Annotated in this window: 20 protein-coding genes; 19 read left to right on the plus strand and 1 reads right to left on the minus strand. The window is 58.1% G+C overall.

The window, feature by feature from the left end; translation table 11 throughout:
• The first annotated feature begins 168 nt into the window (after positions 1-168).
• Together GEI7407_RS09065 and GEI7407_RS09070 are read left to right on the plus strand one after the other, a co-directional pair.
• Positions 169-651 carry an SRPBCC family protein gene (locus GEI7407_RS09065; RefSeq protein WP_015171844.1) on the plus strand — a complete coding sequence of 161 codons (483 nt, stop codon included), beginning with the start codon at positions 169-171 and terminating at the stop codon, positions 649-651.
• 64 nt (positions 652-715) lie between these two features.
• Complete coding sequence (locus GEI7407_RS09070; RefSeq protein WP_015171845.1) at positions 716-1,900, plus strand: zinc-dependent alcohol dehydrogenase; 1,185 nt, start codon at positions 716-718, stop codon at positions 1,898-1,900.
• 43 nt (positions 1,901-1,943) lie between these two features.
• Here the strand turns inward: GEI7407_RS09070 and GEI7407_RS09075 are convergent, their stop codons facing one another.
• Positions 1,944-2,516 carry an NUDIX domain-containing protein gene (locus GEI7407_RS09075; protein ID WP_015171846.1) on the minus strand — a complete coding sequence of 191 codons (573 nt, stop codon included), beginning with the start codon at positions 2,514-2,516 and terminating at the stop codon, positions 1,944-1,946.
• A gap of 347 nt (positions 2,517-2,863) precedes the next feature.
• Between GEI7407_RS09075 and GEI7407_RS09080 the strand changes: the two genes are divergently transcribed.
• From GEI7407_RS09080 to GEI7407_RS19475, 17 genes are all read left to right on the plus strand, one after another.
• On the plus strand, positions 2,864-4,309 hold the full coding sequence (locus tag GEI7407_RS09080; protein WP_015171847.1) for an aspartate aminotransferase family protein: 1,446 nt from the start codon (positions 2,864-2,866) through the stop codon (positions 4,307-4,309).
• A 21-nt stretch (positions 4,310-4,330) separates the two neighbouring features.
• Positions 4,331-5,866 (plus strand): aspartate aminotransferase family protein, encoded by a 1,536-nt coding sequence (locus tag GEI7407_RS09085; protein WP_015171848.1) that lies wholly within the window; start codon positions 4,331-4,333, stop codon positions 5,864-5,866.
• Entirely contained in the window at positions 5,859-7,706 is a 1,848-nt protein-coding gene (locus GEI7407_RS09090) for an IucA/IucC family siderophore biosynthesis protein (protein WP_015171849.1), read from the plus strand. The genes GEI7407_RS09085 and GEI7407_RS09090 overlap by 8 nt, the downstream gene beginning before the upstream one ends.
• Before the next feature lie 37 nt (positions 7,707-7,743).
• Positions 7,744-8,331 (plus strand): GNAT family N-acetyltransferase, encoded by a 588-nt coding sequence (locus GEI7407_RS09095; RefSeq protein WP_015171850.1) that lies wholly within the window; start codon positions 7,744-7,746, stop codon positions 8,329-8,331.
• Complete coding sequence (locus GEI7407_RS09100) at positions 8,324-9,655, plus strand: lysine N(6)-hydroxylase/L-ornithine N(5)-oxygenase family protein (RefSeq protein WP_015171851.1); 1,332 nt, start codon at positions 8,324-8,326, stop codon at positions 9,653-9,655. Before GEI7407_RS09095 ends, GEI7407_RS09100 begins: the two co-directional genes overlap by 8 nt.
• Positions 9,655-10,878, plus strand: coding sequence for an MFS transporter (locus tag GEI7407_RS09105; protein WP_015171852.1), 1,224 nt, complete (start codon positions 9,655-9,657; stop codon positions 10,876-10,878). The genes GEI7407_RS09100 and GEI7407_RS09105 overlap by 1 nt, the downstream gene beginning before the upstream one ends.
• Positions 10,879-10,932: 54 nt before the next feature.
• On the plus strand, positions 10,933-12,750 hold the full coding sequence (locus GEI7407_RS09110; protein ID WP_015171853.1) for an IucA/IucC family siderophore biosynthesis protein: 1,818 nt from the start codon (positions 10,933-10,935) through the stop codon (positions 12,748-12,750).
• 225 nt (positions 12,751-12,975) lie between these two features.
• On the plus strand, positions 12,976-13,176 hold the full coding sequence (locus GEI7407_RS20065) for a response regulator transcription factor (protein WP_223294511.1): 201 nt from the start codon (positions 12,976-12,978) through the stop codon (positions 13,174-13,176).
• 80 nt (positions 13,177-13,256) lie between these two features.
• Positions 13,257-13,805: a GNAT family N-acetyltransferase gene (locus GEI7407_RS09120; protein WP_015171855.1), complete on the plus strand. Its 549-nt coding sequence runs from the start codon at positions 13,257-13,259 to the stop codon at positions 13,803-13,805.
• 14 nt (positions 13,806-13,819) lie between these two features.
• Positions 13,820-14,446: a type 1 glutamine amidotransferase family protein gene (locus tag GEI7407_RS09125; RefSeq protein WP_015171856.1), complete on the plus strand. Its 627-nt coding sequence runs from the start codon at positions 13,820-13,822 to the stop codon at positions 14,444-14,446.
• An 11-nt stretch (positions 14,447-14,457) separates the two neighbouring features.
• Complete coding sequence (locus tag GEI7407_RS09130) at positions 14,458-14,802, plus strand: DUF3703 domain-containing protein (RefSeq protein ID WP_015171857.1); 345 nt, start codon at positions 14,458-14,460, stop codon at positions 14,800-14,802.
• 112 nt (positions 14,803-14,914) lie between these two features.
• The gene (locus GEI7407_RS09135) at positions 14,915-15,598 is read left to right on the plus strand and encodes a class I SAM-dependent methyltransferase (RefSeq protein WP_015171858.1); all 684 of its coding nucleotides are present in this window, start codon (positions 14,915-14,917) and stop codon (positions 15,596-15,598) included.
• A gap of 329 nt (positions 15,599-15,927) precedes the next feature.
• Positions 15,928-16,179: a hypothetical protein gene (locus GEI7407_RS09140; protein WP_041268365.1), complete on the plus strand. Its 252-nt coding sequence runs from the start codon at positions 15,928-15,930 to the stop codon at positions 16,177-16,179.
• A 57-nt stretch (positions 16,180-16,236) separates the two neighbouring features.
• A complete protein-coding gene (locus GEI7407_RS09145) occupies positions 16,237-17,082 on the plus strand; it encodes an EI24 domain-containing protein (protein WP_015171859.1) in 846 nt (281 codons plus the stop codon).
• A 304-nt stretch (positions 17,083-17,386) separates the two neighbouring features.
• Positions 17,387-17,569, plus strand: coding sequence for a CsbD family protein (locus tag GEI7407_RS09150; RefSeq protein WP_015171861.1), 183 nt, complete (start codon positions 17,387-17,389; stop codon positions 17,567-17,569).
• Between the two features lie 270 nt (positions 17,570-17,839).
• Positions 17,840-18,067 carry a hypothetical protein gene (locus GEI7407_RS21345; RefSeq protein WP_190274187.1) on the plus strand — a complete coding sequence of 76 codons (228 nt, stop codon included), beginning with the start codon at positions 17,840-17,842 and terminating at the stop codon, positions 18,065-18,067.
• On the plus strand, positions 18,060-19,898 hold the full coding sequence (locus tag GEI7407_RS19475) for a PRC-barrel domain-containing protein (protein ID WP_015171863.1): 1,839 nt from the start codon (positions 18,060-18,062) through the stop codon (positions 19,896-19,898). Before GEI7407_RS21345 ends, GEI7407_RS19475 begins: the two co-directional genes overlap by 8 nt.
• Positions 19,899-19,979 lie beyond the last annotated feature (81 nt).

A 19,979-nucleotide genomic window follows, 5' to 3' on the forward strand; every position in this document is an offset into this window, starting at 1 on the left:
TAGCAAGACGCAATCTCACCGTCTCTCTCCTAGGGTTAGGGAGTTTAGGCGGCAAATTTGGCTATCAGAAATTTGCTCTTGTGCCATCAAGGGCCTATTTTTCGCGCAGATTCTTTGCCAAGCCACAAAGAATGACCGCTACCCAAGCCGCTCCTGGAGAGCATCCCTATGAGCCAGCCCATTAAGGTTGAAAAGACGCTTACCGTCAACAAACCAGCTGCTGAACTTTATCAGTTTTGGCATAAATTTGAAAATTTACCGCACTTCATGAAGCATCTCAAGCAGGTGCAAGTTTACGATGCCCAGCGATCGCACTGGATCACCCAGGGCCCCCTCAACCAAAGGGTCGAATGGGATGCCCTGATCACCGAAGATCGCGAAAATGAGCTGATTTCCTGGCGCTCCGTAGAAGACTCAAGCATTGATCATGCAGGAATTATTCGGTTTCAGCCTGCTCCCGGCAATCGCGGCACCCAGGTCAAAATCACCCTGGAATACAAGCCCCTAGGAGGCGTCGTTGGCGATGTCCTCAGCAAACTCTTTGGAGAATCTCCCAAACAGCAAATTGGCGATGATTTGCGGCGCTTCAAAATGATCATGGAAACCGGGGAAATTGCCACCACAGAAGGGCAGACTAGCGGACGAAATTAGAGCGTTTCAAAAGCTCCAAGAAGCGCCCAAACAAATTATTTAGATTCTAATTTTGGAGAAATTCATGAAAGCAGTTTGCTGGGAAGGCGCCCACAAGATCAAGGTTGAAACCGTTCCCGATCCAACCATCTTGAATCCCCGAGACGCGATTATTAAAATTACCTCCACCGCCATCTGCGGCTCGGATCTCCATCTCTACAACGGCTGGAACCCCACCATGAAAGCCGGGGATATCTTGGGTCACGAGTTTATGGGAGAGATCGTCGATCTGGGGAGAGACATTCAAAACCAGCACCTCAAAGTCGGCGATCGCGTTGTGGTTCCCTTCACCATTTCCTGCGGGAGCTGCTTCTTCTGCAACCGCCAGCTCTGGTCCCTGTGCGACAACTCCAACCCCAACGCCTGGATGGCCGAGCAAATGATGGGCCACTCTCCCGCGGGATTATTTGGCTATTCTCACCTCACGGGTGGCTACGCCGGCGGCCAGGCAGAATATGCTCGGGTGCCCTTCGCCGATGTGGGACTGTTCAAGATCCCAGACGGGCTCGACGATGAGCAGGTCCTGTTTTTCACCGACATTTTCCCCACGGGCTACATGGCCGCCGAAAACTGCGACATTCAGCCCGGCGACACAGTGGCCATCTGGGGCTGCGGTCCGGTGGGACAGTTCGCCATTCGCAGCGCCCTCATGCTGGGAGCGGAGCGCGTGATCGCCATCGATCGGATTCCGGAGCGCCTCCAGCTGGCCAAAGACGGCGGCGCAGAGATCTTGAACTACGAAGAGGTCGAGGTGGGCGAAGCCCTCAAGGAAATGACGGGGGGCCTAGGCCCTGACTCAGTCATGGATGCCGTCGGCATGGAGGCCCACGGCCTCGGGCTCGAGGGCTTCTACGACAAGGCAAAGCAGATCGCCCGCCTAGAAACCGATCGCCCCAACGTGCTGCGTCAGGCGATCGTGGCCTGCCGCAAGGGAGGGACGGTATCAGTGCCAGGGGTTTACACCGGCTTTGTCGACAAGATGCCCATGGGGGCTTTCATGAACAAAGGTCTCACCATGAAAACCGGCCAAACCCATGTCCATCGATATCTACAGCCCCTGCTCAATCGCGTTCAGAACGGCGAAATCGATCCCTCTTTTGTCATTACCCATCGCCTCCCCCTAGAGCAAGCGGCCCACGGCTACGAGATTTTTAATGACAAAAAAGATAGCTGCATCAAGGTTGTTCTCAAGCCGGAAATTGCGGCCTAATTTCCCTTAGCAATCGAGAACTTTTTGACTCTATCAGCAGCGCTCATTTTTGGGGCGCTGCTGTCGCATATTGCCACCACCACGTCAGCAAGACAGCCCGACACTGCAAGCACAGCAGCCGATCTAGAAGGATTTCTAGCCCCTCCCGAGTAGCGGGATAAGTATCAGCCAGAGCATCCGATTCGGCTAGCGCAGCGCTCTCCAAATAGGCAACAAATCCATAGAGCTTTTGGTTAGAAAAAGAGCTGTTGATGGGCCAGCCTTGGGGGCTCAAAGGACACAGCTGGGTCACCAGCGCTGCATCCACTCCCAGCTCTCGCTGCAAAGTGGCGATCGCAGCTTGCTCAGGCGGCTGATCCGGGGCAACGCGTCCGCCCGGAAAGTCCAGCGTCGCGGTCCCCAGGCCGGGACGATAGCTGGGGCGGGGCAGCAAAAGGCGATCGCCTGCGATCGGCAAAACAACCACCGAATCTGCTTTCTCGACACGCCAGTATTCCAGGGGATTTCCCTGGGAGTCCTGCAAGTGCTCACCAACGAGGGTCAACCAGCGCGATCGCAGCTCTAAAAATCGGTCTTTGACCAGCCAACGGGATTCTGGCTCGGGCTGTTTCTCCATTCACCCATTCCTCCACTGAGCAACAAAGCTAGATTCATCCAGCGACTGCGAACAGGACAATCCACTCGCTTCTCCATCTTTTGACAACCAGTCGCAAAGGCTCGTTCATCCTCTTCGCTCTCATCCCCAGCCCTTCTCCCAGGGGGAGAAGGGAGCACATCCGGTCCCCCTCTCCTCGAGGGAGAGAGGCTAGGGGTGAGGGGCCAGCAAATAAAGCGCTCAATTTTCTTGACATAGATTCTCAACTAGCTCTATGCTCCTAACCTTAGTGGGGTCGTTGTTGAAATTAATTCTCAACTGCTCTGCCAATCTTTTGGTTTTTAGATGCACCCACGAGGTACGTTGTCATGCAACAGATTCAGCACGGTCCAGGCACCCTAGCTCCCACTCCCGGCGAGGCCCTCGCACCCTGGAGCTATCCGGAACCCGAAAACACCCTGCCCGGACCGCGATCGCTGCCCTACCTGGAACGTCAGGCCCAGCGTGAGTCCAACGCCCGCAGCTATCCCCGCCGCATTCCCCTAGCCATCCGCGAGGCCCAGGGGATCTACGTCACCGACGCCGACGGTCAGCGCTACATCGACTGCCTCGCCGGGGCAGGCACCCTGGCCCTCGGCCACAACCACCCCGTGGTCATCGAGGCCATGCAGCGCACCCTCGCTAGCAAAAGTCCTCTGCACACGCTGGATCTGACCACGCCGATCAAAGACGAATTTGTGAGCGCGCTGTTTGATAGCTTGCCAGCGGAGTTTGCCCAGCGGGCGCGGGTGCAGTTCTGCGGTCCGTCCGGGGCCGACGCCGTCGAGGCAGCCGTCAAGCTGGTGAAAACGGCCACCGGGCGGCGCAGCATGCTGTCGTTCCAGGGCGGCTACCACGGCATGACCCACGGCGCCCTCAGCCTGACCGGCAACCTCGGCCCGAAAACGGCGATCGCGGGGCTCATGGGCGAAGTGCATTTCCTGCCCTACCCCTACGCCTACCGCTGCCCCCTGGGCCTGGGCGGGGAGCTGGGTCACCGGGCCATCAGCCGCTACATCGAGAACCTGCTCGACGATCCCGAAAGCGGCGTGGTGAAACCGGCGGGCATCATTTTGGAGGTGGTGCAGGGCGAGGGGGGCGTGATCCCCGCGCCGGTGGAGTGGCTGCGGGAGCTGCGCCGCATCACCCGCGATCGCCAAATTCCGCTGATTATTGACGAAATTCAGACTGGCTGGGGCCGCACTGGCAAGCTTTACGCCTTCGAGCACGCGGGCATCACGCCGGATGTCGTCTTGCTGTCCAAGGCGATCGGCGGCAGCCTGCCCCTGTCGGTGGTGCTCTACGACCAGTCCCTCGACCAGTGGGGGCCAGGAGCCCACGCGGGCACCTTCCGGGGCAACCAGCTGGCCATGGCGGCAGGCACCGCGACGCTCCAGTACCTCCAGGAGCACCACCTCGTCGAGCAGGCCCAGACCTTGGGCGATCGCCTGATGGCCCACCTCTACCAGGTGCAGGCGGAGTTTCCCGCCCTGGGCGAGGTGCGGGGCCGCGGCCTGATGGTGGGGGTCGAAGTGGTGAACCGCGCCGCCACTCCCAACTTCCAGGGCAGCTATCCCGCCCATCCCGCCCTGGCTCGCCACATTCAGGCCGAGTGTCTGCGCCGGGGCCTGATCCTGGAGCTCGGCGGTCGCCACGGCAGCGTGGTGCGCTTTTTGCCGCCGCTGATCGTCACCGCCACCGACATCGATCGCATTGCCGACATTTTCCATAGCGCGGTTACCGCCGCCACCGAAAGCCTGGAAGCAGCGGCCTAGAACGCTCAAGAGACTTTAACAATGCTTTTGGATACCCTTTCCCAAACATCCGGGACTACTTCTCCCTTCGATCGCTATTTTTTGAGCGCCGAACCCGAGAGTCTGGCCGCCTACCAAGAGGCGATCGCCCTGGCCCAGCAGGTGCTGCTGGACGACGTGAGAAATCACCCGCAGCCCTACAGCGGCCAGGATCCGCGCGCCCTAGAGCAGGCCATTGGCGATCGCTTTAGCGACCCTTTTTTTGAGCAAAATTTGCAACAAATTCTCATTAATGTAGGTGAAAAAATTCTCAGTAGTAGTGTGCGCGTGGCTGAGCCAACCTGCATGGCTCATCTCCACTGCCCGCCGCTAATTCCGGCGCTAGCCGCTGAGGTGCTGGTCAACGCCACCAACCAGTCCATGGACTCCTGGGACCAGAGCCCGAGCGCCACGATCCTGGAGCAGCGCCTGGTGACCTGGCTCTGCAAGATCTACGGCTACGGCGCTCAGGCGGACGGCGTTTTCACCAGTGGCGGCACCCAGTCAAATTTCATGGGGCTGCTGCTAGCCCGCGATCGCGCCTGTCGCGATCGCCTCGGCTGGTCGGTCCAGCAGCAGGGCCTGCCCCCCGAGGCGCGCCGGTTTCGCATTCTCTGCTCTGAGGTGGCCCACTTCACGATCCGCCAGGGGGCGTCACTCCTGGGACTGGGCGAGCAGGCCGTGGTGCCGGTGAAAACCGACGCGGCTTTCCGGATGTGTCCCCAGGACGCGGCGGAGAAGCTGGCCGAGCTGCGCTGTCAGGACCTCTGGCCCATTGCCCTAGTGGCCACCGCTGGCACCACGGACTTTGGCAGCATCGACCCCCTGGAGCCCCTGGCGGCGATCGCCCGGGAAGCGGGCCTCTGGTTCCACGTAGACGCGGCCTTTGGCGGGGCGCTGATCCTGAGCGATCGCCATCGGCCCAAGCTGGCGGGCATCGACGCCGCCGACTCCCTGACCGTGGACTTCCACAAGCTGTTTTATCAGCCCATTAGCTGCGGCGCGTTCCTGGTCCGGGACCGGGCGGCCTTCGAGCTGATGCGGGTCCACGCCGACTATCTCAATCCCGAGGGCAACGAAGCCCAGGGCATTCCGGATTTGGTGACCAAGTCGGTCCAGACCACGCGCCGGTTTGACGCCCTGAAGCTGTGGGTGTCCCTCCAGGCCGTGGGTCGCCAGACCTTCGGCGAGATGATCGACACCACCATCACTACGGCCCATCAAGCGGCCCAGGCCATCGACGCGGCCCCCGACCTGGAGCTAGTCAACTGGCCCGAAATCAACGCCGTGGTATTTCGCTACGCGCCCCCGGCCCTGCGCCAGGATCCGGCCGCCCGCGATCGCCTGAACCAGATTAATCGCGAGGTGCGCTGGGCCTTGCTGCGCCAGGGCCGCGCTGTGATCGCCCAAACCCAAATCGGCGATCGCGTCTATCTGAAATTCACCCTGCTCAACCCCCGCACCACGCTGGCTCACCTGACGGACCTGCTTCAGGAGATCCAGCGGCTGGGGACCACTTTGGAGATTTCCCATGGTTGAACAAACCCTTGTTCGTCAAACCCTTGATCCGGTCCAGCCCCTCAGCGATCGCCAAATCGCCGAAGAAGCCACGCTGCACAGCTTTCTCAACTGCTACCTGCGGGAAACAGGACGGGGCGATCGCCTCGGGGCCGGTCAACGGGCGATCGCGCCCGTGCTGGAAAAAACCGGCGCTGCGGAAGGGCTGCGGGTCGAGCTGACCCACCAAAGCATCGAAATCTTGATCGCTCTGCGCTACTGGTCACCCACGGGTCGCCACCGGTTCGCCTGCCCAATCTACTACCGCGCGCTAGGCAGCGATCGCCTGCTGGAGTTGGACTATCTCACCCTCGCCGCCCTCGTCACCAAGGAGCTGAGCCTCGAGCAGGGACAGTCAGGGGGCCAAGAGGAGCTGCTGCTGCGGATCATCCAGAGCTGCCAAAATATCCAGCATTTCGTTCGCGATCGCCGCCCCCACGCGTCGGATCTCTATCGCTTTCGCCAAACCTTTCGCGAGACCGAGCAGGCCCTAGTCCTCGGTCACCACCTCCACCCCACCCCCAAGAGCCGCCAAGGATTTGACGACGAAGAGCGCGATCGCTACTCCCCCGAAACCCAGAGTGCCTTTCCCCTGCACTACTTTCGCGCCCATCGCTCCCTGGTCGAAGAAGGATCGGCCCTCGAGCAGTCCGCCACAGACCTGATCAAAGCCGATTTACGCGTAGACCCCGAGGTTGACCCTAATTTTCAGGCGCTTTATTGCCAGAAGGACGAGTACAGCCTGATTCCCGTCCATCCCTGGCAGGCCCAGCAATTACTGCATCAGCCCGAGGTGGAGGCCCTCTTGCAGTCCGGCCAGCTCCAAGACCTCGGCCCCCAGGGGCGCGCCTTTTACCCCACCAGCTCGGTGCGTACGGTCTATCACCCAGACGCTCCCTTCATGGTGAAGCTCTCCCTCAACATCAAGATCACCAACTCCATCCGCACCAATCTCTACAAAGAGCTAGCGCGCGGCGTCGAAGTCTCCCAAATTCTCGACAGCCCCATCGGCCAAGATCTCCACTATCACTTCCCCAACTTTGGGGTGATCCGGGACCCGGCCTACATCACCGTTCGCCTCCCCGGCGAAACGGAGTCCTCGGCCTTTGCGGCGGTGCTGCGCGCCAATCCCTTTTGGGAAGCCCCCGACACCGATGCCACCTGTCTCATTTCTCTGTGTCAGGACGCCATCGACGGCTCGGGTTCACGGCTGGCGGCCATCATTCGCACCCTCGCTGCCCAAGAAAATCGCTCTACGCAAGAGGTCAGCCTGGACTGGTTCCGGGGCTATCTTCAGATCGCTCTCAAGCCCATTTTGTGGCTCTACTTCACCTATGGCATCGCCGTAGAAGCCCACCAGCAAAACAGCGTCCTCCAGCTCCAAGACGGCTATCCCACCCAGTTTCTCTACCGAGACAACCAGGGGTATTACTATCGCCGATCTTTCCACCACTTGCTGAACAGCATCTTGCCGGGTATCAGTGCACAAAGTCAGACCGTCTGCGAAGACGCAGTCTCCGATGAGCGCCTCACCTACTACTTCTTTTTAAATAATCTCCTGGGTCTGGTGAATGCCTTTGGGGTAGCGGGGCTCATCGACGAGGAGTTGCTGCTGGCGGAGGTGCGGCGCGCCCTGGCCGAAGTCGCGCCCTGGGACAAGGGAGACTCGGTGCTGCTCCGGAATCTGAGTCAGCCGCGCCTGCGCTGCAAAGCCAATCTCCTCACCCGCTTCCATGATATGGACGAGCTCGTGGGTCCCATGGCGACCCAGTCGGTCTACGTCGAAATCGACAATCCCTTGATGCTGGCGCAGACCCGTTAATTTCCCGATATTTCTCACCCATTTCTTACCCAGAATCATGTCTCGTGTCACTACTCGCAGCGCGATCGCCTTCGAAACCTTCGATCGCACCCTGCAAAAAACCATTGCCTTTCGGCCCGTCGTCCTGGGCGAAGATCTCCAGCGTCTCCATCAGTGGATGAATCACCCCCACGTGATCCCCTTTTGGAAGCTGAATTTCTCCCTCGGCAAGTTCCAAGATCACCTCGAAAAGGCCCTATCAGATAGCCATCAAACGCTCTATATTGGCCTGCTGGATGGCGTCCCCATGAGCTACTGGGAGTCCTACTGGGCAGCGGATGATATCGTCGCTCGGCACTACCCCGCCTTGGCGAGCGATCAGGGAATCCATCTGCTGATCGGGCCGCCGGAGTATCTCGGTAAGGGCTACGCGCTGCCCCTCCTGCGGGCCATGACGCGCTTCCAGCTCCAGCACCCCGCCACCGAAAAAATCATCGCCGAGCCCGACATCCGCAATGCCAAGATGATCCACGTTTTCGAGCGGTGCGGCTTTGTCTTCCAGAAACCGATTGCTCTGCCCGACAAAACCGGGGCGCTGATGATGTGCGATCGCACAAAATTTGAGGAGAGATGGGGCCATGCATAATCGAGAAATCTATGATCTGCTGGGGGTGGGCTTAGGCCCCTTTAACCTGGGCTTGGCGGCGCTGCTAGCACCCGTTGCAGAACTTCGGGCAGTCTTCCTGGAGCAAAAGCCCACCTTCCAGTGGCATCCGGGACTTTTGATCGAAGGATCGACCATTCAGGTGCCCTTCCTGGCCGACTTGGTCACCATGGCCGACCCTTGCAGCCCCTACAGCTTTTTGAACTATCTGCGGGCTCAGTCCCGGCTCTATCATTTCTACTTTTTAGAGTCTTTTCACATTCCCCGCCGCGAGTATAACCACTATTGCCAGTGGGTGGCGGAGCAGTTGCCGAGCTGCCAGTTTGGCCAGCGGGTGGAGGCCATTCACCTGTGCGAAGACGGTGCAGAAACCTACTTTGAGGTGCGATCGCGCAACGGAGAGACCGGGGCCGAGGAGCGCTATTATGCGCGCCATCTGGTCCTGGGAGTGGGCAGCGTTCCTCAGGTGCCGCCCTGCTTCCGCGATCGCCTGGGCTCAGAAACGATCTTCCACTCAGCGGAGTTTCTCCAGAAGCGCGATCGCGCTCAGCAGGGCCAGTCCATTGTGGTGATTGGCTCCGGCCAGAGCGCCGCCGAGGTCTTTTATGAGCTGCTCCAAGCTCAGCCAGCACACGGCTACCGTCTGGCGTGGCACACGCGCTCAGCGGGCTTTTTTCCCATGGAGTATTCCAAGCTGGGCCTTGAGCACTTCTCCCCCGACTATATCCACTATTTCCACCATCTCCCCGCCGCCAAGCGCGATGAGATCCTGGCGCAGCAGGGCCTCTTGTATAAGGGGATTAGCTTTGCCATGATCGGGCAGATTTATGATCTGCTCTATGAGCGGACCGTGGCCGGGGAGTGTCCCCCCGTGGAGCTGCGATCGCTTTTAGAGGTCAAAGAGATCGAAGACATAGAGCCCCTGGGAGAAACAGCCAGTCCTCGCTATCGCCTCAGCTATCGCCACGGCCAGCAGGAGAGCCGGTGGAGCCATGACGCAGACTGCGTGATTTTGGCCACGGGCTACCGCCATGGGATTCCGGCCTGCGTGGAGGGCGTGCGATCGCTGATTGCCTGGGACGACCAAGGCCGCTACAGCGTCGACGCCAACTATCGTCTGGCGCTCACCCGCGACGTTGATCACCAAATTTTTGTGCAAAATGGCGAGCTGCACACCCACGGCATTGGCGCGCCGGACCTGGGTCTGGGAGCGCACCGCAGCGCCGTGATTATTAATACGCTCCTGGGCGAAGAGCGCTATCCTGTGCGATCGCGCAATGTCTTTCAGTCCTTCGGAGTCGCCTGATGCAAAGCTCCCATCGGCTGACCTCCACGGCTCTATTTCTGTGCGTCTTTTTGGCGGTCTTCACCGAAGTTCTCCTGTCTCCTTTCTATCCCCAGTTCTTTCGCAAGGTCTTTGGGGTCGAGGACCTTCAGTACACCGGCTACTATATCTTTGTGTGTCGGTTGACCGTGGTGATCTGCGCGCCGCTGTGGGGGTGGCTCTCTCGCCGAGTCGCGGTGAGATACCTGCTGTGTGCAGGTCAGGCCGGGACGGCCATCATGACGGCCCTGATGGCGACCGCCACCAGCGCGGAGCAGTTTTTGATTTACACCATTGCCCTGCTGCTCTTCAAAAGTAGCTATCTCATGGTGTATCCCCTGATCATCCAGATAGCAGGCACCGAGAGGCGATCGGCGATCGCCGGTCTCTATCAGGCGGTGTTTCACGGGGCGATTATTGCCGCTACGGTGGCGGGTGCCTGGATGGTCAACCTAGACGCGCCGCTGTTTCTCTTCTACTGGATCGCCCTGGCGGATCTGTTGCAGCTGGGTCTGTGTCTCTGGGTGCTGCGATCGCCCTCGGCCCCCCAGGAGATCCCCAGCTCCGAGAGCACCGCTCAGCCCTCCTCTGGGGGCGATCGCTGGGGGTTCATGGTGATTTTGGGCGTCGTGATTCTCACCTTTCAGCTCGCCAACAATCTGGTGCGCCCCTTTTTCACCGAATATATCCTGGCCCCTGAACCCTTCGGCATTGACCTGCTCTCTAGCAGCGTTGTTTTCCTCATTCCGAGTCTCATGGCGATCGCCGCCATGCCCTTTATCCGGCGGGTAGCCCATCCGCCCCGGCTGCCGCTGCTATACACCGTCGGTATGGGCTGCTTGGCCCTGAGCCTGCTGGGTCAGGGCTGGGGACAGAGCCTGGGGATTTTGATTTTCTCTCGGGTGGTCTACGGTTTCTTTTTGGCGGTCACCCAGGCGGTGCTGGAGCTGCATTTATTTAGCCAGAGCAGCCAGCAGAAACTGCATTTCAACTACAGCCTGATCACGGCCTTTGGCAATGTGGGGCACCTGGGCGCGCCGCTGCTGGCCTCTCAGCTCGTCAGCACCTATACCCTGGCCTCCCCCCTGATTGCGGCGGGTCTCCTGAGTCTGGCCAATGTGCTGTTTGCGCGGTTCGTGCTGTTTTCGCCTCAGCTCACCCCTTCAGAAAGCTCCAAACCCAAGCTCAACTCTGAAGTGAGTTAGCTGAATTAGAACGTCTGGTTAATCCCTTTTTATCTTGTTTAAGAGGATCTTTCGATGACTGCTTTTCCCTCCCTTCCAGTTCTCACCCAAGCTCTCACACCCCAGCGCTGGCAGAGCGTTGGGCGATCGCTCCTCACCAAGATGATCGCTGAATTTCTCTACGAAGAGATCTTGCAGCCGAGTCTTACTGAGCAAAAAGGCGATCGCCATCACTATCACCTGCCTCTCCCCGAGGGCATTGCCTATCGCTTCCAGGCCCAGCCCCGACTCTTCGACAGCTATCGCGTTTTCCCAGACACCATCGAGCGCTGGGACGGCCAAACTTGGAGCCTGGCCACCAATCCCTTTCAGTTTGTCTTGGATATTCATACGCAGGTGGGGATGACGCCAGAAACGGCGGCCCACCTGATCAAGGAACTGAGCAATACCCTTTTGGCCGATGCCCATATCCAAACCCACAAAGCCGATCGCCAAACCGATCTCCTACAGACCGACTATGCCCATCTCGAAGGAGAGATGGAAGGGCACCCCTGGATCACCTTTAATAAGGGTCGAATCGGCTTCGGCTATGATGACTACTTGGCCCACGCCCCGGAAAATCAGGCCCCTGTGCAGCTTTTTTGGATCGCCGTCCACCGCGATCGCGCTCAGTTTTCGGCGATCGCCTCTCTCTCCTACGAAGCGCTAATCCAAGAAGAACTGGGAGAGCAGGCGGCCCATTTTTCTCAGCTTCTGGAGCAGCGCGACCTCGATCCTCACCAGTATTTCTTCTGCCCGGTCCATGATTGGCAGTGGACCAATATTCTGGTGCCGATCTTCACCGAGGAGATCGCCCTCCAGACCATTGTCCCCCTCGATCGCGGCGCAGACACCTATCTCCCCCAGCAGTCTATCCGGACCTTCGTCAACACCAGCCACCCCCAAAAGCGCCACGTCAAGCTTCCCCTGAGCATTCTCAATACCTTGGTGTATCGGGGGTTGCCGGGAGAGCGGACGGCGATCGCCCCTAAGGTCACCGAGTGGGTCAAAAGTATCTGCGATGGCGATCCCTTTTTGCGCGATGAATGCCGCCTGATCTTGCCAGGAGAGATTGCCACCATCAACTACGATCACCCCTACTACAGCCAGCTTCCGGGCGCGCCCTACCAGTACAAAGAGATGCTGGGATGCCTCTGGCGCGAAAGCGTTCTCTCCTATATCGACGCTGATGAGCGCGCTATCACCCTCGCCTCCCTGGTTCACGTTGATCACGCGGGCAAACCCTTTGTTTCTCAGCTGATCGAGCAGTCCGGCCTCTCGACCGAAGCGTGGCTCCAGCGCCTGTTTAACACGATCTTGCCGCCCCTGCTGCACTATCTCTATCGCTATGGCGTCGTCTTCTCACCCCACGGCGAAAACACCATTTTGGTTCTCAAAGATCACATTCCCCATCGTCTGGCCATGAAAGACTTTGTGGATGATGTGAATATCAGTCAGCATCCCCTCCCAGAGCTGGAGTCTCTCTCAGATGATTTGCGGGCCGTGCTGCTCACCGAGCCTCCCGAGGGACTCTGCCAGTTTATCTGGGCTGGCTTGCTGATCTGTCACCATCGCTATCTGGCCGACCTCCTGGAAGTCCATCACGGCTACTCGGAAACGCAGTTTTGGCAGCAGGTGCGGCGCGCGATTCTCGACTACCAGGCCCGCTTCCCAGAGATGGGCGATCGCTTCCGGCTCTTCAACATGCTGGCCCCCCGCTTCACCAAGCTCTGCCTCAACCGCAATCGCCTGATCACCTACGGCTACGCAGATGACGGCGATCGCCCCCACGCAGCGGCCTTCGGCACGGTACGAAACGCCCTAGACGCTGTCGCAGAGAGTGTTTCTGCCTAGTTTCTCTCGCTTTATTTCTCCCATTTCCGAGGGATGAGAACTGGTTTCTCATCCCTCTTTTTTGCTGGGAAATTGGGTACTGTCGATCGAAGATCCCCCGCTGTCGCCGCCCCCTTTAGCAACAGCGACCAGGCACAACCTGTCGCCAGGACATCCAGAACGGTTAGGCAACAGGCAATTACATTCGTTTTCACCGATGCCGAAGCCACCACCTTTTTGCAAGCGATGATGGAGCCACTGAGCGATCGCGAACTGGAGGTATTAACCTATCTGGCGACGGGCATGACCAACCAGGCGATCGCCGATGAGCTATACGTCAGCCTCGCCGCCATCAAATGGCACGCCCGCAACATCTACGGCAAGTTAGAAGTGACCAATCGCACCCAGGAAGTCGCAAAAGCCAGGGAATTGGGGCTGCCACCTTAAACGTGGCAACGAATGCAACGTCTATCCTTTTAGCTAGGGGCACTCAGAAGCGAGCTCGCCAAACTAACTAAGGGAATCCAATGAAAATTGAAACTCGAAGATTTCTGTTGCGCGACTTTATCCCAGCGGATGACGCGGCATTCTTGGCTTACCATGTCGAACCTCGCTTTGCCGAATTCTGTTCGCCTGCGGAAATAACCCCCAGCTTTAACCGCAACCTGCTCCAGCAATTTAATCAGTGGGCCAATGAATACCCTCGGCATAACTACCAATTGGCCATTGTCAGTCGCCGCGATTCAGCGCTTATTGGCTGTGGTGGATTGCGGCAGAGTGGCTGTGACTCTGGAGAGGCAGAACTCGGAATTGAGTTGGCACCCCAGTTTTGGGGCCGTTATGCCTATGCTCTTGAAGTGGGGCAAGCCTTGATTAACTTCGGGTTTGGCACATTGAACCTGAGCAAAATTCGCGGCATATCGGTCAGCGAAAATCAACGCGTGTCCCGCTTAGCCGAGCGGTATGGATTTGTGGCCATCAACACTTTCCCTGGCCCGGATTGGATGACGGCGCGGGGGTGGCACCAGGTTGAGTGGCAGCTCACCCGAGAAACGTGGCAGCAGTTCCAGACATAGAAGAGGTATTTTCGATGGAGAAACAGATTGTTTATCTTTTCGTATTCGACACCCTGGCCGATTGGGAGACCGGCTATGCGATCGCAGCCATCAACAACCCCGCCGACCAAAAACATCCCGGACGCTACAGCGTACAAACTTTGGGGTTGACCAGTGACCCCGTTACGACCATCGGCGGTGTGACCATTCTGCCCGATGTCTCCCTCGATGAAGTAGATGCCGGTGCCATGCTGATTCTGCCCGGTGGAGAAGCCTGGGATGACGGCAAAAATACCCAGATCTTAGAAACAGCTAAAGCTTTTGTGCAAGCAGACATCCCCATTGCGGCAATCTGTGGAGCGACCGCCGGGCTAGCCCGAGCTGGGCTTTTAGATGATAGGCCCCATACCAGCAATGCTGCCGAATACCTGCAAGCCACCGGCTATCGAGGGGCAGCCCATTACCAAAACCAGCCTGCCGTCACCGCCGACAACGTGATTACAGCAAATTCAACGGCGCCAGTCGAATTTGCCTACCACATCTTGAAAGCGCTAGATCTATACGATGCGCCCGTTTTAGACGCATGGTTTGGCCTCTTCAAGACCGGTGATCCGGCTTACTATTTCATGCTACAGCAGCTCACCGCCCCACCTGAACGTTAGCGGAGGAACCTATGAAAGCGATGATCCGGCAACACTTTGAATCAGAACTTGCTAGGGCAAAAGCGGCCACGGCAGAGCAAGACTTTGAGGCGGCTTGGACGGCTCTACAGCGGGCTCATCTGCTGGGGCAGAGAGATGCGATCGCCCACACCGTCGCCCACTGGCACATGCTCACCCTGGCCTGGCAACAACGGGATTTCAAGGAAATAAGAGGACAGATTATGCCGACCTTGCTGGCCTTTCCCCTCACACTTCTGCTTGGGCCAGTCAGACAGTTAAGAGGCGGCAAGGCTAACTCTAATTCCTCTGAAAATAGTTCAATTCCTGAAGACATCCAGCAGCTTCTAGAGCAGTAAATAGACCATTCAAGTCTGGCCAACTATCCTCCTAACTATCCATTAGATTAGGGATTTAACTGGGATAGAGAGCGACTGTGTAACTACAGTTGCAATACTCGGAGATTGTCCAATGGAATGGACCATTGGTTGGTGGCAAGTCTCAGTCCAGCGGGTTTATCCCAACAGTTCGGAACTTACCAAAACCTACAATCAGGCTGCCGGATGGTGGCATCAGCATCTTCAACTTCTGGGCTATGGTCGGGCGTATCGGCAGCTCTGGCGATCGCTACGCAAAGCAGACTATCTCCAGGATGGATTTGAACCCAAGAATATCTGCGATTGCGGCATTGGTACCGCCGCCTTCAGCTTGGCTTTGGCTCAGACCATCGCCCCAAACACACAGATAATTGGCGTTGATCTTTCGCCTGAGATGCTTAAAACAGCGCAGGCAAAACTGGCTAAAGCCCACATTCAGCATCAGGTATGTCGCGGCGATGTAAGAACTCTACCCTTTGAAAATAGTGTCTTTGATGCCGTGATCAGCGCTCACATGCTAGAGCACCTCCCTGACCCCAGAGAAGGGCTCAAAGAAATGTTCAGAGTTCTGCGGCCCGGCGCTCCCCTCATTCTGGTGGTGACCCGCTCAGGAATCCTCGGTTCACTGATTCAGTGGCACTGGGGCAACCGCTGCTTTAGTCCCAACGAATTGGTTGCCCTGATGGATGAGGCAGGGTTTAGCAACTTAAAGGTTATCCCTTTTCCCCTTGGGCTAACCCGGTTTACCAGTTCTGCTTACCTTGGTTTTCGACCGTGAAAGCGGCTGACGACACGAAATGCCCTAGACGCCGTCGCCGAGAGCGTCTCCGCCTAGTTTCTCTCGCTTTATTTCTCCCATTTTCGAGGGATGAGAAATCAGTTCTCATCCCTCTTTTTTGCTGGGAAATTTGGGTACTGCCGATTAAAGATCCCCCCGTCCCCCTTTCTCAAGGGGGGACGGGGGGGATTATTCAGAAGCTGAGCCTGTAGTCCAGGTCTGAGAATTGCTATTGGGTGTGCCATCGGGCGATCGCCCAATGGTGAAGGCTAAAATCAGACGAGCAGGTGCCCTGAACCGGGACTCAGGCCAGTCTCGCGGGGTCAGTCGTGCCGATCGCCTTTCTCCAGAGACGCGATCGCTCGGGCCAGAGCCGTCAGCGCGGAGGTCGTCGCCTGGACCAGGTTCGCCAGGGCGTTGAGGGCTTCGTCGGTGTTGCCGAGCAGCAGCGTCAGCAGAAATATCTCCGATCTTCAGCGATGGGTTTTTATCAGGCGATCGCCGCTATCCAGAGGCGCTATGGGTTTTACAACTATGACCTTATGCAGAAAGCACAAAATCTAGACAGCGATCGCCCATGATAGAGCTAGCTTTGTTTTGAGCGCTTCCGTCCCTCCCTCTCTCGATCGCCCTCCCTCATGGACAACCCCATCACCAGCTTCTTCGCCGGAGCCACCTACCCCCTGCGCGCCGCCCACTTCCTGACCAAAAATCCCTCCCTCCTCGGCTACGTCGCCATGCCCATCGGCGTGAACGTCATCGTCGGCGTCGCCCTCTACCTCAGCCTTCTGCTCCCCGGCCTGCGCACCATCGACCAGTGGGCGATCGCCTTCTCCGGACGACTGGCCCAGTGGGTCGCCGCCCTGCCCGTCTGGCTGGCCTTCCTCGGCGGCCTCGGCGCTGGCCTGGGCTGGATTTTGCAGGGACTGCTGATCTTGCTGCTCCTCGTGGCCATCGGGTTTCTGCTCGTGCAGTTCGGCACCCTCCTCGGCGCACCCTGGTACGGCAAACTCTCCGAAAAACTCGAAACCCTGCGCACCGGCCAGCTCGAAAGCATCGAAGTTGGCATCGTCCGAGACATTGGCCGCGCCCTCCTATTTGAGCTAAAAAAACTCTGCCTCGCCCTGGGTCTCGGCGTTGGCCTCACCCCCCTAGGCGCCGTCCCTGGCCTCAGCGCCATCGTGGCCACCAGCGGCGGCGTGGCGATCGCCTCCCTCCTCGTCTGCCTAGACTTCCTCGACCCCGCCCTCGAGCGGCGACGCCTGCGCTTCCGCCAAAAGCTCGGCCTGATCCTCCGCAGCTGCCCCGCCAGCACCAGCTTCGGCCTCGTCTGCCTCACCCTCGTCAGCATTCCCCTCCTCAACCTCGTTATGGTGCCCCTCTGCATCACCGCAGGAACCCTCTTTTTCTGCGATCGCCTCCAGCCGCGCCTTCTCAGCAGCGATCGCACTTCCCCAGAAAACCTCCCCAAACCAGAAAACTAGGCTTAGGGTGAGCTGAGCCATTGGCCAACCCTAAGCAGAATTTGGGGCTAGCAGACGGCAACCAGTCTTCCTATGCCTCACCACCAACAAATTATTTAATTAACTAATAGACAAATAGGCAGTCTGAATTTCTTTATCTCTCAGCAAAATCACCCGGATGGCCGTGTTTCCAAGGATTTCCCCCTTGAGAGATACGGCGTAAATCCGCAGATACCCCAATTTGCAGATTATTTCAACCGATCTTCTCAGTATCATCAATAACATCAAGCGCAATTGCTTGTGCCAGTCAAAGGAGATTTTTATCATGTCTATTGAAGATAGAGTTAAAGCTACTGCCAAAAACGTCGAAGGCAAGATCCAAGAAGTCGTCGGCGATGTCACCGGCAACCCCCAAGACAAAGCCGAAGGACAAGCCAAGCAGGCCGAGGCCGAAACGCGCCACACGGTCGAAAATATCAAGGATCAAGCCAAGAGAATGATCGACTAGATCCTCACTTAGATCATTGTTTTCATCTTTCCCTTCCGACAGCAGGACAAAGAGAAAAGCTTGAAACATCACAGATATCGAAGTGATATCTAATTTCTCTTTGTCCTTTTCCATTGGACTGTCTTATGAGGGACGTCTTTGTCCCTCTTTTTTCAAATTCTTTTCAGGCGTTTCTTGATTTTGTATCTCCCGTGCTTCTCCCCACTGCGAGAGAGATCTGCCAAGGCGCTGCTCATAGACATCACGGTCTTCACACAACGGAGTACGGCCATGCCTAGACTTGTAGGCCGACAGTCGAATGTCGGCGCTTATATTCTTTCGTCGCTCGTCCTGATTATCGCGGCTGGGGGCTTGCTGCAGTACGCAGGTCTGATCGACATCCCGGGTCTCGTCCAGGATATAGACAACTCTCTGGAAGATGACTCCACTTCCCAGAGCCCCTCAGGGACCTTCTTGGCCTATCAGGATCTCATCGCACAGGAGCAAAATAATGTATAGAGGTAGCAATATTCTTGGAAAAGTCGTCGTCACCTACGACACCGGCGAGCGGGTCGAGCGCATTCACGATCTCATTTTTGACCAAGAAAGAAACCAAATTTTAGGCTTTTTGGTGCGAGAAGGGAGCCTATTCCAGAGCGCTCGCGTGATTCCCTTTGAAAACGTTGCGGCTATTGGCAACAGCGCGGTGGTAATTCCTTCGCGGGAAGTCATTATTTCGGCCCGTGAGCACGACCGAATTCACAGCATTCTCAAGGGCGATAATATTTTGCGCGGTACCCGAATTCTCACCGTGAAAGGGCAAGATTTGGGCACCATTGTCGATCTCTATTTTGATCCTCAAACCGGTAACGTTGAGGGATACGAAGTTTCGGGGGGTGTCTTTGCCGATGCCTACTCGGGACGATCCTTTGTGCCAGCGCCTCAAACCCTGCACATTGGGGAACATGTTGCCTTTGTGCCGGTCGAGATTGCTGATCTGATGGACGAGCAGCTCGGCGGCCTGCGGGCAGCGGTCCAGACGACCAACAAGAACCTCTCCGAGAGCTCCGAGGCAGCCAGCCGCAAGCTCCAGGAGGTCGCGCAGGCAACTCAAGCCAAGCTCCAGGAGACCGCCGAGATGGCAAACCGGACCCTCCAGGAGTCTTCGCGCATGGCGATCGCCTCCCTTACCAACGCGGTGGTCGACCCCAACGAGCAGAAAGCCTTCATGCTCGGACGCGTCGCCAATGAAAACGTGGTGTCGACCGATGGCGTTTTCGTGGTGTCCGAAGGACAGATCGTAAGGAGCGAGGATATCCTCCGCGCCGAGGAGAATGGCGTTTTGGACTTGGTGTATCGAGCAACCGGCGGGCGCGTCACCGAGGAGCTCAACCGACGCCTCCAGGAGACTACCGACGTCACCAGCCGCAAGCTGCAAGAGATTACTCGCGTCGCCAGCGATCGCTTGCAAAGCAGCAGCGGCGCAGCTTCCGAGAAGCTCCAAGACATCACCCGCAGCACCGCCGCCGCCCTCACCAATGCGGTGGTGGACCCCGCTGAACAGAAGGCGTTGGTCATCGGCAAACAGGTCTCACGGGACGTCTACGCTCCCGATGGCAGCCTGGTGGCCGCAGAGGGCCAGCAGGTCACTACCTGGATGGTCAGCGAAGCTGAGCGCTACGGGGTCTTGGATGATCTATTTCGGGCAGCCGGGGGCAGTCTCACGACGGAGCTAACCCGCGCCGCCAACAATATCCTGGCCAGCCGCTTGCTGGAGCAGGCAAAGGGTCGCCGAGTGCGCCACACGGTGCAGACCCCCGACGGTCTGATCGTGGCGGCTCCCGGCCAGATCGTGACTAGCACGGTCGTTGAGCGCGCCCGCCAGTTTGACCAAGAGGAGTCGCTGCTGGTGGCGGTGGGCCTGACGCCATCCGAGGCCGCTCGGGCCGGCGCCAAAGATAACTTCGCCTCGACCCGCGAGCAGGTACAGGAAGGCTTTAGCCAGCTCAGTGATACCGCCAGCAGCTTAGTGGATAATCTCCAGCGCCAGTTTTCGGTGTGGCAGGTGCAGGCCAGCCAGCGCTATGAGGACTATCAAATCAAGCGGGCCCTGGGTCGCCCGGTGAGCCGCGTGATCCTCGATCGCAACGACAACGTGATTTTGAATGTGGGAGATCTGATCACCCACCGAGCGATCGCCCGCGCTCGCGACGCAGGCGTTCTGGATGTCCTGCTGGACTCGATCTACACCAAGCGGCCGGATCTGGCGATCGCCGATGTGCACCTGCCCGAGGAGAGCGGCGAAGCTGCCCGGGGCCGCGTCCCGGTAATCCACCAAATCAGCTCTTAGTTACCTCAGCGACAACTCACTAGCAGCAAGACTGGGGGCTTTGGCCCCCTTTTTTCTGGCGATCGCTCCAGGATTTGCAAG

It is taken from the genome of Geitlerinema sp. PCC 7407 (assembly GCF_000317045.1).
GTDB lineage: Bacteria > Cyanobacteriota > Cyanobacteriia > PCC-7407 > PCC-7407 > PCC-7407.

Coding starts and splice junctions, on each gene's coding strand:
- GEI7407_RS09110 (WP_015171853.1), top strand. CDS start 10,933: ATGACTGCTTTTCCCTCCCTTCCAGTTCTCACCCAAGCTCTCACACCC.
- GEI7407_RS09105 (WP_015171852.1), top strand. CDS start 9,655: ATGCAAAGCTCCCATCGGCTGACCTCCACGGCTCTATTTCTGTGCGTC.
- GEI7407_RS09095 (WP_015171850.1), top strand. CDS start 7,744: ATGTCTCGTGTCACTACTCGCAGCGCGATCGCCTTCGAAACCTTCGAT.
- GEI7407_RS09085 (WP_015171848.1), top strand. CDS start 4,331: ATGCTTTTGGATACCCTTTCCCAAACATCCGGGACTACTTCTCCCTTC.
- GEI7407_RS20065 (WP_223294511.1), top strand. CDS start 12,976: ATGATGGAGCCACTGAGCGATCGCGAACTGGAGGTATTAACCTATCTG.
- GEI7407_RS09125 (WP_015171856.1), top strand. CDS start 13,820: ATGGAGAAACAGATTGTTTATCTTTTCGTATTCGACACCCTGGCCGAT.
- GEI7407_RS09135 (WP_015171858.1), top strand. CDS start 14,915: ATGGAATGGACCATTGGTTGGTGGCAAGTCTCAGTCCAGCGGGTTTAT.
- GEI7407_RS09090 (WP_015171849.1), top strand. CDS start 5,859: ATGGTTGAACAAACCCTTGTTCGTCAAACCCTTGATCCGGTCCAGCCC.
- GEI7407_RS09080 (WP_015171847.1), top strand. CDS start 2,864: ATGCAACAGATTCAGCACGGTCCAGGCACCCTAGCTCCCACTCCCGGC.
- GEI7407_RS09075 (WP_015171846.1), bottom strand. CDS start 2,516: ATGGAGAAACAGCCCGAGCCAGAATCCCGTTGGCTGGTCAAAGACCGA.
- GEI7407_RS21345 (WP_190274187.1), top strand. CDS start 17,840: ATGCCTAGACTTGTAGGCCGACAGTCGAATGTCGGCGCTTATATTCTT.
- GEI7407_RS09150 (WP_015171861.1), top strand. CDS start 17,387: ATGTCTATTGAAGATAGAGTTAAAGCTACTGCCAAAAACGTCGAAGGC.
- GEI7407_RS09130 (WP_015171857.1), top strand. CDS start 14,458: ATGAAAGCGATGATCCGGCAACACTTTGAATCAGAACTTGCTAGGGCA.
- GEI7407_RS09070 (WP_015171845.1), top strand. CDS start 716: ATGAAAGCAGTTTGCTGGGAAGGCGCCCACAAGATCAAGGTTGAAACC.
- GEI7407_RS09120 (WP_015171855.1), top strand. CDS start 13,257: ATGAAAATTGAAACTCGAAGATTTCTGTTGCGCGACTTTATCCCAGCG.
- GEI7407_RS09100 (WP_015171851.1), top strand. CDS start 8,324: ATGCATAATCGAGAAATCTATGATCTGCTGGGGGTGGGCTTAGGCCCC.
- GEI7407_RS19475 (WP_015171863.1), top strand. CDS start 18,060: ATGTATAGAGGTAGCAATATTCTTGGAAAAGTCGTCGTCACCTACGAC.
- GEI7407_RS09065 (WP_015171844.1), top strand. CDS start 169: ATGAGCCAGCCCATTAAGGTTGAAAAGACGCTTACCGTCAACAAACCA.
- GEI7407_RS09145 (WP_015171859.1), top strand. CDS start 16,237: ATGGACAACCCCATCACCAGCTTCTTCGCCGGAGCCACCTACCCCCTG.